The sequence below is a fragment of the Micromonospora sp. NBC_01412 genome (assembly GCF_045040215.1).
GTDB classification, from domain to species: Bacteria; Actinomycetota; Actinomycetes; order Mycobacteriales; family Micromonosporaceae; genus Micromonospora; species Micromonospora rubida.
Genome location: NZ_CP109528.1, coordinates 3,723,115 through 3,736,537 on the forward strand (window position 1 = coordinate 3,723,115; position 13,423 = coordinate 3,736,537).

A 13,423-nucleotide genomic window follows, 5' to 3' on the forward strand; every position below is an offset into this window, starting at 1 on the left:
CCATCGCCGAGGCCGTGCCAGTCACCGACGGTGAACACCGCGGTCTGCTGCACGCGCTCGCCGCTGTTCCTGATCCACGCGACCCACGAGGCGTGCGTTACCCGCTGACCGCGCTGCTGGCGGTGGCGGTCTGCGCCGTCATGGCCGGGGCGTCGTCGTTCGCCGCGATCACGGATTGGCTGCACGACCTGGACGAACGCGCCCAGGAACGGCTCGGGTTCACCGCAGGAGTGCCGGTCGGCAGCACTGTCTGGCGGACCCTGACGCGCCTCGACGACACGCTGCTCGGCAACGTCCTGGCCGGCTGGCTGCGCACCCGCAATCCCGTCGAGGTGACCAGGCCGAGGCGGTACCGCACGGTGATCGCCATCGACGGCAAGACACTGCGCGGCGCCCGAACGGGCGACGGCCGCCAGGTGCATCTGCTGTCCGCGCTGGACACCACCACCGGGATCGTGCTCGCCCAGGTCACCGTGGACGCCAAGAGCAATGAGATCCCGGCGTTCGCCCCGCTGCTCGACGCCGTCGAGACGGTGCTCGGCACCCTGGCCGGGGTGCTGTTCATCGCCGACGCCCTGCACACCCAGACCGGGCACGCCGACGAGGTCACCGCCCGCCGAGCGCACCTGCTCGTACAGGTGAAGGCCAACCAGCCTACCCTGTTCAAGCAGCTCAAACGGCTGCCCTGGGCGCAGATCCCGGTCGGTGACCGGACCCGCGACCGCGGTCACGGCCGCCGCGAGACCCGCACCGTCAAAGCCGTCACCGTCGCCACGCCCGGCGGCATCGCCTTCCCGCACGCCCAGCAAGCCGTGCGGATCACCCGCACCCGCATCGTCGCTGGCAAGACCAGCCGCGAGACCGCCTACCTGACCGTGTCACTGCCCGCAGGCCAGGCACTGCCCCGTGACCTGCAGACCTGGATCCGCCGGCACTGGCACATCGAGAACCGCCTCCATCACGTACGCGACGTGACGTTCCATGAAGACCTCCACCAGGCCCGGACAGGCAACGGACCCGCCGTCATCGCAACGCTGCGTAACACCGCGATCGGCTGGCACCGCATCACCGGCGCGACCAACATCGCCCGCGCCACCCGCCAAGCCAACCGCCGATCACACGACCTGATCACCGCCGTGACCAGCAGTTACCCCAGAATGCAATGACCCTGGACGATCACCTGCCCGTCGGCGTATGCGGGGAGGTCAAGTTCGACGAGCGCGGAGCCTGAGCTATTGCACAGCTCGAACTCGGCGGAGTCGGTGTAGCGACGTGCCTGGGCTCGCAGATGATGTGCAAGCTGGAGGGGGACTTCTCCGTTGTTCCGGAGAAGATCGCGGGCGACTGGGTGCAGGTCGAAGTACCAGGTTGGACCGCTGACCGGTTGGCGCCATCTCGTGCTGGTCAGTGGGTTGCTGGCCTGGCACCGAGGACAGGTGATGGTTCCCCCGGCCCGGTCGAGGCTGATGAAGTTGACGCGGCCGCATACTTTGCAGTCGACGATGATGCCGCGTATCAGCAGTCGGGCCGTGACCATAGAATCGACGTCGATGGCCAAAGCGTTCTCGTCGCCGCGTGGGTCGAAGCTCTTCATGCCGTCGAAGGTCAGGTAGCCCTCGTAGCCGGCGTCGTTGGTGCCTGCGGCGTGGAGCACGACGCCCTCCCCGCCGGGGTAACGATCTCTGGTTGCCGGCTCTTCGCTGAGAAAGCCGCAAAGGACGGGCAGCAGTGGCCCAGCGAAGGTCGCCGCAAGCTGCTCGCGTCCGCCTAGGAGCCTGGCGAGTACCTCGGCTCGCCGGCCGGCGTCCGAGAGTCGTACCGACTTTTCTTGCTGCCCGGCGAGACAGTCGGCCCATTGCCGCAGGGATAGCTCGCGAAGTTTGGGCCGTGCCAAGCGGGACAGCCTGGGTGTCCCAGCCGCGACAAAGTCGTACCGGTGCGACTCGAACCTCGTGCCGTAGCGGCCGCTGCGCACCCAGGTCAAGTATGGGTTCGTTCCTGGGGCGAGCAGGTGGCTACCGTCCAGCCCTCGTCCGGGAGGCGCACCTAGGCTTTCCGGACGAACCTCGACCTGCCATGTCAGCTCGGCCGATTCTCGAAGCCATGAGTCGGAAACGTCGGGCGCCGGAGTCGGTGACAGCATGGTGACCGTGCCATCCTCGTCAGCTGCGGCCGGGATGGCTACCGGGTGGTCGAGGTCCGCTTCCAAGGCGTAACCCATTGCACCGCTGCGAGGAAAGCCGAGGTCGCCTGACACGACGGCCTTCTCGTATAGCTGCCGTTGGCTAGTACCGGTAGAGCTGACCAACTCGATTGCAGGCGTGCGCAGCGCCTCAACGGTCGCGGCAACTGCTTCGGCAGTCGCCGATGCGGTGCATACAGTGACGCGGCCACGACGGTATGCGCTCTTGGTCACGGCTGCGTTCTGGAGCAGAAGACGCATCCGCTCGGCTTTGGTGTTAGTGCCACAGGGGGAGAGCTCGCTGGGTAACCACCACCCGTCCCCGTACATCAACTCACGGGCGTACGCAGCAGCGAAGTCGGCCGCGCTGTCACCGATCACGAAGGTGACGTGGTTATGGGGCCGGTGCCCGAAGCTCACCTGGCCCAGGCCGTAGGTCGTGCGCTGGAACGCGGTCCCGCTGCGAAGCGCGTCGTCGCCGTCGCGGAAAGGGGCAAGCAGGTCTCCGAGCAACGCCTCGGGCGGCCCACCAGTGAGAGGGCTGTCATCGAGAAGTAGCCATTCCAGCAACTGCTGCTGTTTCGTCTCGCCGAGGACCGGTGCCTCACCGGACTCGGGCTCATCGAAGATGCCGCACCGTGCCGCGACCATCACGCCCAAGGCGCCACCCCACCTGGGCGGAGCAGACAGGTAGGGACCACCTGCCACGTGCGGGATGGCCGACAACGGTGTAAGCGGGGCGGCAGCGTCACCGAGGCCGAGTGACACGAGACGTTCCTCGACCGTCCCGTTCTCTCGACGACGATACGGTGAGCACGCTTCGGCAACCGCCTGACGAGCCCGTTCTCCAGCCGGATCGTCGCGTTGCACATCCGATACCTGTTCCAGCAGGCGTACCCGCTCCTCACCATCGACGACGCGGCCATCAACACTCAGCGGGACGGTCCCAGGCGCGGCGCGCTCCTGCTGGCCGAGCGTGGTGTTGAGCAACACGACGTAGTCCGGGTCATACGTCCGGGCGGCACGCAGCAGTGCCGGCTCCACGAAGCCGCCAACGTGAGGAACGAGAAGAAAGCCACGTCCGCCCGACAGCCGTGTCGCCGCATGAAGAGCCAGGCGAGCCCAGTATTGCCAATCCTCGCCTCCGTCGAAGACCACTACGACGCGAGGCGCCGAGAGCCCAATCTGGGCGACCAAGGGTGCGGCGGTGAACATCCTCGAATCCTCTGACTGTAATGGGGGAACCAGCCCCGACGACCGCGGTGACCGGCTTCACCGTACCGGGAGATCCGAAGACTCCTCACCGCCCTCGCGGTGCGACACATCCATCAACCAGGTGTCAAACATCAGCCGAAGCCGCCGTGTCCGCATCACCGGCGCAGGACATCGTCGTGGGATCGGGTCACGACCAGCCACGCGTGGGCGGCCATCGCTAGATCCTGCCGTCACCACGAGCCGCTGCCGCGTCCTTGTAGATGGGCGTTGGGTCGCACCTCCAGCGTCCATGGCGCTCACTCACGTGCTCGTTCTGATGACGCTACTGTCGTACGTCACACCCGGGATTAGCCGTGGAGGTACCATGCGCGTCGTCGGTGCGATCGTCTCGGACTACAAGTCAATCGGCGAGGTGGAAGTTCCCCTCTCCGGATTGACAGTCCTCCTCGGCCCCAACGGATCCGGCAAGACGAACCTGATCGAGGCAATCGGATTCCACGACCCCGTAGCCCGCAACGCTCTGCGCCGTGGAGACAGTGCCGTGGCGATGAGGGCAAGGGTCGGTCTGACCGTCGCCTTCGACATCGACGTAGACGGGAGCGGCACCGACAGCGAGACGCTGCGGCAGATGTTGATTTGGCCATGGAAGGAAGGGCTTCGTCCGTCAGAAATCACGGAGGGGATCGGTGCCTACTGCGGAAGCGCCTGGTGGCTGTACGGAGGCGACCTGTACGACGAAGCCGCCCAGGAAACGCTGAAGGGCTGTTACGACGTCGTCCGCCGCACGCTGGTGGCACCTGTGCCTCTGGACGTGGCCGACGACGCGAACCGGCTGATCGATTTGCTGCTTACAGAGCCGGTCCTTATTGTTCAGGAGGATTTCAAAGTCGAACTCTCCTGTGATCGACTGCCTGACTCTGGCAAGCAGATCATGGCCCTGGCCCACCGGATCGGTCCGCTGCTCACCAGGGGCGCCCTGTCTGACCTCGTCGGCGTGCTTACCTTGTGGACAGGTCGCTGGCCACCGTTGACGGCCCTCACCCGAGGCCCAGCGGTCGAGCACCCGACCGCTGCCGCCGGCTTTACGTGGATCACAACGGAACTCGGCGGGGTCCGTGTGGTCAACGGTGATCCTGTAGCCGTAGAGCAATTTCTCGACCGAGCGGTCGAGGCCGTTCATGACCGCATGTTCCACCGGCCATACGACGACCCCGAAGACCAGCCGGACGATTTGGTCTGCGAGGAGTGCCTGCACCCAGATCACGGGGGCCGCGTCGATCCTTTGTCGGCTTACGATCACCCCGGGAAAGATGCGAACGACGACGGGTTCGTCTATGCCGGCAGCTCCGACTGGCTCGAACAAGAAGACGAGTGGGTCCGGGTGCGTCCAGACCTGCTCCGAGCCCTCGATGCAATTGAGGCCGAGGCGAACCAGCGCCTGATCCCGTTCGTCGCGGCCCAGGGGTCAGTGCGACTCAGCATCCGGCCGGTGCCGCAGTGGGACGCTGCGACGAGCCGCTGCCGCATCACCTTCGAGCAGCACCGCTACACGCCAGAGCGACCGGTGGCGGCCTGGGGCGGATCTATCGGTGTTGTCGGCTTCACGACCCCACAGCGTGCCCTCGCATCAGTCGTCCCGCTCGCCGATCTTGGAGCCGGCGTACGCCGCTGGGTGGCAACCGCAGTACGACTCGCAGCAGACTCTCGCGCGGAGAACCCATCCTCCCGGACGCCGCAGATCCTGCTTATCGACGAACCGGAACAACACCTGCATCCGGCAGCGCAGAACGAGGTCGTAGTATGGTGCCTGGAGCAGGCCCAGCGTCATCATGCTGTCGTCGTCGCCACGCATTCCCCGGTGTTCGTGACGCTTCCTCCGCACCAAGTGACCACCTGCCAGGTCACCCGAGTAGGCGGCGCAACTGAGGTGCGGCCGTTACCAGCCGTCCATGGGATGGACGCGATCGGCCGGGCACGGGACCTCGGCTTCGACCTTGGGTTAGGCCGTGATGCGTTAGCCCAGCTCACCCGGGCCGTCACGATCGTAGAAGGCGAATGGGACCGCCGGCTGCTGCACCATTTCTACGGGACACAGTTGGCGCAGCAGCGGGTGCTGGTAGTGCCGCTACAGGGCAGCAACGAACTCGGCGGGATGGCCGATGCCGCAGTCATCCCGGCCCTGGGTCTACCCGTCATCGCACTCCTAGATGAGATCCGCGGCAATTCCCGCGAGGAACTGGAGCACCTCCCCATGCCGAACAAGGCCGAGCGGGCGTTGCTGGACCTCGCCCGTGAACTCGGTGACTCGATGCGGTTTGTTCGTTACGACGCCCCCGACGTAGTCTGCGCACTCCCAGAGGCAGCCGTCCGCCGAGCGTTCCCTGACGCAGTGTTCCCCGGCTGGGACGCCCTCCTCCAGCGATGGCGCGCTGAGCAGGATGACTCGACAGCGTTCGTGCCGTTCAAGAAGTGGGCGCTTAAGGCTATGGGCCTGTCAAGGGCCAAGCAGCATCCAACAACATTCTTCACTGAGGTCCTCGCATGCTGCGAGCCCGGCGACGAACCCCATCCACGCTATCAGCAGGCCATCAAAGAGCTAGTTATCGCAGTGAACGACATGTTATGACGGCCGGGCTCTGGCCGGATACGAGCCGCGAGGTGCTGTATGTCTTGGACGATAGAGGCAGTGCGCTGGGCAACCGGACGCGGCCGACGGGAGCAAACCGCAGTGACTAAGTTAGCGCCGAAGTTTGGCCAGCGTGGCGCGTAGCAGCGCGACTTTCAGCGTTTGTGGATGGCCCGCCCCAAGAACGCGAAGAGCGGTTGCGTATGTCTGTTCGGCCAAGGCGTATGCCTGGTCGGCGCGTCCATCGAGGTGGTAGGCGCAGGCGACGTGTACCGCCGAGATCAGAGTCTGGGGGTGGTGTTCGCCGAGGACTCTGCGACGGCCGGCCAAGGCCCGTTCGCTCAATGGGACAGCTTTGTCCGGGCGGCCGGCCGCAGCGTAGGCATCCGCGAGATTACTCGCGGACTGCAACGTGTCTGGGTGGTCGTCGCCAAGAATCCGACGGCGCGCCGCCAGTGTCTTCTCGTTCAAGGGGATGCCACGGGCGAAGTTGCCAATCTGGATGTATGTATCGGCAAGGTCGCTGGCAGAAGTCAAGGTGTCGGGGTGCTCCTCACCGAGAACGCGGCGACGGTCGTCGTACGTACGTCGGTAGAGCTTGAAGCCTCGCACCCTATCCCCGGCGGCCTCATAAACACCCGCTAGATCATTTGCGGATGCGAGCGTGGCCGGGTGGTCGTCGCCGAGTACCCGGCGACGACCCTCAAGTACCTCCTCGTGAAGAGACGTCGCTCGCTGCAGTTCGCCGGCCCTCGCCAGCGAGCAGGCCAGGTTGTTCCGAGCGGTCAGAGCGTTCGGGTGGTCGCCACCAAGGAGTTCGACGTACCCCGTCACGATCTGTTCCTGGAGGTCGATTGCACGCTTCAGATCGCCCTTGGCCTCAAGAACGGAGGCCAGGTTGTTGGCTACGGCCAGTGTTTTGGGGTTGTTGTCACCGTGGACTCGACGGCTGTTGGCGAGAGTCTGTTCGAGCAGCGGAAGCGCACGCTTGAGGCTGCCCGCCGCCCGGTAGGAGGCAGCGAGGTTGTTGGCAGCAGTTATGGTCCGGGTATTGTCGTCACCGACGATTCGCCGAGTCTCGGCGAGGATCTGCTCGTGTAGCGAAACCGCCCGCTTCAGGTCGCCGGCGGCCAGGTAGGCCTTGGCCAGTAGTGTCTGGGCACCCAGCACGCTTAGAGGACCGTGCTCCTCGTCATCGCGCAGGGCGGCCACGCCCCGTTCGAGATGCATGGTGGCCCGGTGCACGGCGCCCTGCTCGGTTAGGAAGGCGCCGAGCCCGGTGAGCAGGACGCCGGTGACTGAGTCGGGGTGCTGAGGAGAATGCCGGGCGAACGCTTCGACGTGAACGAGCAGGGAGCGGTATGCCGGCCACGATGCCGGATCGTGCCGGTCGCTGGGAAGAGCAGCGATGAGGGCATGGACCGCGAATTGCCGTGCCGCCTCAATGTCGTCTGCTTGCCTGTGCGGGTCATCCGGATCAACCGTACGGGCGACAGCTTGCACCAGCCGGTGCAGGGTCACGGTCCCGGCGTCGACGTCGATGTTGAGTATGTTGTAGGCGGCAAGCCGACCGATCGCCTTGGCGATGGCCGGTGGTGCGGCCAACCCATCGAGTAAGGTCCGGGGAATCGCTTCAGAGGAGTACCAGGCCAGTACCCTCAGTGTGTGGGCGACGAGTGGCTGGTCAACGAAACGGTCGAGGGTGACGCGCCAGATCCGGGCGATGGTCCGTTCAGCGTCCCGCCCCTCGCCAGCTGCTGAGTACATGGTCGCGGGGTAGGCGGCGAGCATCGAGAGGTAGTCGCGAGGCGGAATCCCAGCCTCCGACATGAAACTAGCGGCCTGTTCGACCGCGAGGGGAAGGCATCCCAGTTCCGTGCAGACTTCAGCTATGCCAGGTAGGTCCGGCTCGTCAGAGGAGTCCCGCAGTGTGGCGGCGACCAGCTGTACCGCCTCATCGAGGTCCAGCACCTTCAGCCGGATTGTGGCGGCCAGGCCGGTCCAGCCGGTGGCCCGCCGACTGGTGACGAGGAAGCGGCCACTTGGGCAACGCGCGAGCAACCCAGTGATGTCAGCGGGGTCCGTGACGTTGTCGAGGATCAGCAGCCACTCCTGGTGACTGGCCAACCATTGCACGGCGCGTTCGCGGAGCGCCTCTGACGGCAACAGTCCGCTCAATTCCGGCTGCAATGCGACCGCCAAGCCAACGAGGCCTGCGTCGATCGCCGCAGGGGTGTCAGCCGCTATCCACCAGACCGGGTTGAAATCGCTCGTTCGGCCCGCTGCCCACCGGGCAGCCAGGGTGCTCTTGCCTACCCCGCCGAGGCCATGCACGGCCTGAACTACCACTCCAGCCGGTGCCGTCAGATGCGCGTCGAGGCGATCCAACAGGGCAGTGCGGCCGATGAAAACCCCCGGACGTACCGGAAGGTTTATCAGAGCGGGTGGTGCCTCGACCTGACGGGGCGGCAGCATCGCGGCTGGAGGCAGGACCATTGCCTGTGCGGCCGCCACCTGAACGTTAATTGTGCCCGACCCGGTCGAGACGATCCCGGCGAGATCGCCACCGATCGCGACCGACTGCGCGCCGGCCGCCTCCACCGACGACCGCGTTTCGGCTGTAGTCGGTAGCCCCTCACTTTTCCGTCGAGGGCTCACCGCTGCTGACGGGGCGAAAAGCCATCGCCTGTGGAAACGATCCCGCCGACATGGCCACCCACCGCGACCGACCGTGCACCAGAGGCATGCACGGAGATGGCTGGGTCTGGCCCGGACTCGGAGTCTGTGCCAGGACCATCGGATCGCGCTACCAACAATGCCGCGACCGCGACCACGAAGCTGGCCACCCCTGCCAGCCAGCTGGCGACTTCGACACCCCGGAGTCCGAACAGCACGGCGGATAGCGCCGAAGCCAGCGCCGCAACGCCTCCCACAGCGACGATCGTCCAACGGCGTGCACGTCTCATGGCTTCATAGTGCCGGGTCCGGGTCTACGCCCTAGTTGCGGGGCGGTCGTGGTGTCCACCAAGCACGCACCATCGTGACGTAGGCGGTCGCTTCGGGGACGGATGCCTTGATCCGGCCGGTCGTGATGAGGGTGGCGACGATGGCGCGGGCGCCGGGCGTGTGGATGCCGTCGTCGGTGATGTCGGGCAGGGCCGCGACGGGGAGCTGGGCGTCGACCCGTTTTACGAGGGTGTGCAGGCCATCGTTGTGTTTCAAGCGTCCGCCGAGGTGGCGAATGACCTGGGCTGCGGTGCCGGCAGGCAGGTCGAGGTCGTGGTCAATGCGGGTGGCGTGGTCGGGTCCGTAGATGTGGTCGAGGGCGTGCGGGTCAACGGTGAGTAGGGCCTCAGCCATCTTCTTGTCGAGGCAGCCGTGGCGGGCGAAGAGGCGCAGTACTGGCCCGACGGCACCAGGTTCGAGTCGCCGGCGGCTGTACACGGTGGTGAGCGCGTCGAGGATGTCGAGGAGCCCGGGCTCGAATGGGTCGCCGCCGCTGATGGCGTCGGCGGCACGGCCGATGAAGGGCTCACGCTTCTCCACAATGCGCAGGGCTTCGCGGACGTCCTCCTCATCCGTGACCCAGGCATGAATTCGGGGCCGGCCGCAGGGATGCCGCAGCGGTAGGCGAGGCGCCGCCACGGCGGCATGACGGCGAGGTACCACCGGACGAGGGCGAGGTAGCGGCCCGCTTCGTAGCGGCTCGTGAAGTGCTTGATTCCCGCCGCCGCTTTCACACACTTTCGGACCTGCTCCTCCCAGCGGCCCCAGTCGTCGGCGAGACCGACCTGGTGGTACGCGTCGTCCAAGAGGAGACCTTCTGCCTCGCGGACCGCGCGGCCGAACTCCCCGAGCAACCGCGCGCTCTCCGGCAGGTAGTGGTCAGGGTCAGAAATCTCGTGTAGAGGTTTTGGCGGCTGTGCGCGGGCATTGCCGCATGAACGGCCGCGACTTCCTGGATCGCCTCCCAGGTCTCGTCGGACAGGATTACTGCAGTGTCGAAACCGGGAGGCAGCGGACCGGCGACGGCCCGGATCCGCGCGGCGGTGGCCCGCCAGTGAGTCAACTCGCGCCGACGAGCCTTCTCCGCCTCGCGTTCGGCGAGAATCCTCCGTGCTGCGGCCTTACCGTTGACATTCAGCAACGGCTCACGGCGCAACGTCCGGGCGTGGATCTCGGCAGTCTCCGCTACGGCGAGCCCTGCGACGGGCACGCCTTCCCGGAGCGGTTCGATCATCGGCACGAGACCGACCGCCTTAAGCTCGGCGATCCAAGCCCGCAGCGCATCCGACGCGGGTGAGCTGAGATGCCCGTTGAGTCGAGTGGCGAGTGGGACGGTGGTCGCGCCGACGTAACAGACGCGCAGGTCGCGGGGGTCTCTGAGTACGTAGACGGTGCCGGTGGTCGCGCTTGCAGCCGTCTTGGCCACCGGGGTCCTCCTGTCCGCGGGCCGGGTTCGTACTCATGCTGCCTGGCGCGTTTGACACTCTCGGCCGGGTTCCCCGGCTCGCCAACCGCCTCGACCGTGTCCGCGACGCCCGCGATGCTGACGCCGGCGGGAGGCGCGGTCACCGCCGACCGCGAACCCCGCTCAACTTCGAAGAGCCTCTATCCAGGCCATCCCACGCCAAGGGCCTGACCCGCACGTTCACGGCTCAGGCCCCTGATGTTGCAAGTCTGGTCGATCCTAATCCTACTGGCCCATAGGGACGCCAGGTCGCTTCTCCCTTGCGCAAGCTGACTCCCACGAGGTTTTCATTCACCCTCTGGACGTGACCCACCCGTCGGCGGTGCGCTGGCCGACAATCCCGGCGCCCGTTCCGTTCAACTCATCTTCGGCAGGCTCAATCTCGTCAGCGACACGGTGAACTGCCGAATCTGTCGCCGAGTCCGACCACTCTAGGCCAAGCCAGTCCTTGAGCCGCACATAGGCGAGCCGAAGGAGAACGGCAGCGCGCTCATCCATAAAGGCAGGGTCCCATTCCGTTTCGCGCTGCCCGAGTGCTCTCAGGTGGGGCATGTAGCGTGACAGCTTGGCCAGTTCTTCGGTCGACTGCGCAAACGTCAAGCCCGAACCGTTGAGGATGGCCTTGGACTCATCAGCCGTCGTTGCGCCAAGGGCGGCGTACAGAACCTTCTTCTCAGTCCACGGTCTTGAACTCAGTGACGCATTCGCTGCCCCTGGGGCGAGGACCAAATTACCGAGCTTGTGAACGATCTCCTTTTCGCTATAGAACCTCTCTTCCCATCCACCGGTTGCTTGCTGAGGAGCGATGTGTTCAATCGTGAAATGCGTCTCATCGGACCAGCCATCCGAGGTGAAGCAAGGAGAGACGCCCACTTTCCCCTGCTTTATCAGGCCGGGGCGATCGGCGTCCTCGACGGTGTCATGATAAGCCGCTAGTAAGAGGAATCGCGTAAGCGGCCGACTGATCGTGTAAAGAGGCAGCGCTGATGCCGCTGCCACAAACGAGGCAAGGTTCGGAACCCCTCCGAACTTGCTGTCCGTGTTGGTCAAGCGCGCTGCTAGCTCCGCCCTCAGGGCTACGGCGTCGACCCCTGGCTCAAGCCTATGGGGACCTGGGGCGGTGCGCTGACGCGCCAAGGGCCCCATGCCGGTCAGGGTGTCTCCCGCCAGGACTGCTCGGTACTGGCCGTCGATATTGCCCGTGCCGCGCCGGGTTGCTCTCCAGAAGACCGTAAAGGCGGTAACCGCCTTGATGGCTGTATCGAAATCTGTGACCCGCTTGTCTCTCTCTTCCCCCTCCTCCGCATGCACGGCCTCTGAGTAAAACCGCAACAGGGGTGCGATGGCTATCGTGTGATTTAGGTCTTTAAGGAACGCTAGGCAGAGCTTGACCGTATCCGTCATCGCGGAGGTGGGGAGTCCGACGAGCTGGCGAGTAGCGTCTTTCGCCGGCTCCCATGTCATGCCAACGAACGTCGCCGTGTCGCTTAGATGACGCAAATAGGCAGCGCGATCTCCGTCGGAGTCCTTATGGCGGTCGAAAGTGTCCTTCATATAGGTTCGCTGGTCAGGTAACCGCTTCGAGAGCTTCTTGCCCGTCTCGGCGGAGGCAAAGGTAATCAGCAGCTCCCGTGTCGAGTTTTGCAGCTTTTCACCTACGTCAAACCGGTCGAGATATTTCTGAACAGCCCGCATGTGGTCGTGCGCGTCAGATCCTTGATAATCTCGGATCTTCTCCGCCATCACCACGCGTGGCAAGAATGTCTCGAAGGCGGTGAGGGGCTCGCCTGTAGTGTTCAGTGACTCGAAGATTGTAAAGGCATAGTCCTCGTCCTTGCCCTGTACCACCGTTAAAGCAATACGGTTCAGGACGTACGCAGCAAACATCACGAGCCGCATCAGGACAGCATGGGGTTCGTCTTTAAGCTCGCGAAGCCGTACGCTTAGGGCGGTATCCAACTCATGGTTGAACAGCGCACGCTGAAACTCGATATTATTGGCTAGGACCGAAAGCGGTGGTAGGTCCTCGAGCTCCTCGATCGGTTTGGTCTGAGCGAGCTTGGTCAATGCGGAACGAATCTCAGCAAGCCGCTTGATGAGATCACTCTCGCCCTCACCAGCGGCGGAGCGCGCCTTCGGTCGGAAGTCGGATGGCTTGGAGGTCAGACCTTCCGCGTCCGCTGTTACCGAATAGGTGTAAATCAAGTTGGCAATCGGGGATTCGTACTGTTTGAGATTTACATCCTTGGACCACTGGTCGTCGAAGGCGCGGATCAGACGAGGATAGATTGGTGCAGCACCAAAGTTCTTTTTTTCGTAGATGGCTGTGCCAAGGGTTTGCAGGATGTTAACTGTTTCTGCATAGAGCGCGACATCAGCATTAGCCGCATGGTTCGGTTCGTTCTCCTTGAATACCTTCCATGAGTGTTGACGGATCAGATTGTGAAGGCAAACAAGCAAGATGAGCAGGCTCGACAGGCGTTGTTGGCCGTCGATCACGGTAAGCACCTTAGACGGCACTTCGGGTTTTACGATCGGCTGTACGGTGACGTGATTGACGTCGTGTATCGTGATCACGGTGCCCAGAAAGGTGAAGCTGTCAGGGGAGTCCCCGAGGTTCTTCAACCCGTGTAGAGTGTCGTCGAGTAGCTTCTCGACCTTGTCTTTACCCCAGCCATATGGGCGCTGGTATGGCGGAAGGTACAAGCCGAGGCCATTGTCTGACAACAACTCACGGAGACTCTTACTCTGAGCCTCGAATATTTCCTTTGCCTGCGTAGGCATGGGCCGCCCTTCGGTCGGTCATGTGATGATTGCACATCACGCGGCTGTCGCTGCTCTTGGCGTTTGGAGATGAATGGGAGCTTCGGCGCCGGCCGACAGTCCTGCCGCGACGGATTGTCGGCTTCGTGGCGGAATTGGGCGGCTA

7 protein-coding genes are annotated in these 13,423 nt (G+C 64.5%); 2 read left to right on the forward strand and 5 right to left on the reverse strand.

All coding sequences use genetic code 11. The features are described 5' to 3' along the window. Positions 1 to 14: 14 nt before the first annotated feature. Positions 15 to 1,166 carry an ISAs1 family transposase gene (locus OG617_RS17200; protein WP_405094854.1) on the forward strand — a complete coding sequence of 384 codons (1,152 nt, stop codon included), beginning with the start codon at positions 15 to 17 and terminating at the stop codon, positions 1,164 to 1,166. On the opposite strand, the gene OG617_RS17205 is transcribed toward OG617_RS17200, so the two are convergent. Then, complete coding sequence (locus OG617_RS17205) at positions 1,148 to 3,397, reverse strand: hypothetical protein (protein ID WP_405102992.1); 2,250 nt, start codon at positions 3,395 to 3,397, stop codon at positions 1,148 to 1,150. The two genes, OG617_RS17200 and OG617_RS17205, sit on opposite strands and share 19 nt — an antisense overlap. A 364-nt stretch (positions 3,398 to 3,761) precedes the next feature. On the opposite strand from OG617_RS17205, the gene OG617_RS17210 reads away from it, so the two are divergent. Further along, complete coding sequence (locus tag OG617_RS17210) at positions 3,762 to 6,023, forward strand: AAA family ATPase (protein WP_405102994.1); 2,262 nt, start codon at positions 3,762 to 3,764, stop codon at positions 6,021 to 6,023. A gap of 111 nt (positions 6,024 to 6,134) precedes the next feature. Here OG617_RS17210 and OG617_RS17215 read toward each other — a convergent pair whose 3' ends face one another. From OG617_RS17215 to OG617_RS17230, 4 genes are all read right to left on the reverse strand, one after another. Then, positions 6,135 to 8,624, reverse strand: coding sequence for a tetratricopeptide repeat protein (locus tag OG617_RS17215; protein WP_405102996.1), 2,490 nt, complete (start codon positions 8,622 to 8,624; stop codon positions 6,135 to 6,137). Positions 8,625 to 9,020: 396 nt separating this feature from the next. After that, positions 9,021 to 9,668, reverse strand: a complete 648-nt coding sequence (locus OG617_RS17220) for a hypothetical protein (protein WP_405102998.1) — start codon at positions 9,666 to 9,668, stop codon at positions 9,021 to 9,023. A 91-nt stretch (positions 9,669 to 9,759) separates the two neighbouring features. Continuing rightward, positions 9,760 to 10,455 carry a hypothetical protein gene (locus OG617_RS17225; RefSeq protein WP_405103000.1) on the reverse strand — a complete coding sequence of 232 codons (696 nt, stop codon included), beginning with the start codon at positions 10,453 to 10,455 and terminating at the stop codon, positions 9,760 to 9,762. A gap of 330 nt (positions 10,456 to 10,785) precedes the next feature. After that, on the reverse strand, positions 10,786 to 13,278 hold the full coding sequence (locus OG617_RS17230) for a DUF262 domain-containing protein (RefSeq protein ID WP_405103002.1): 2,493 nt from the start codon (positions 13,276 to 13,278) through the stop codon (positions 10,786 to 10,788). Between the last annotated feature and the right edge of the window lie 145 nt (positions 13,279 to 13,423).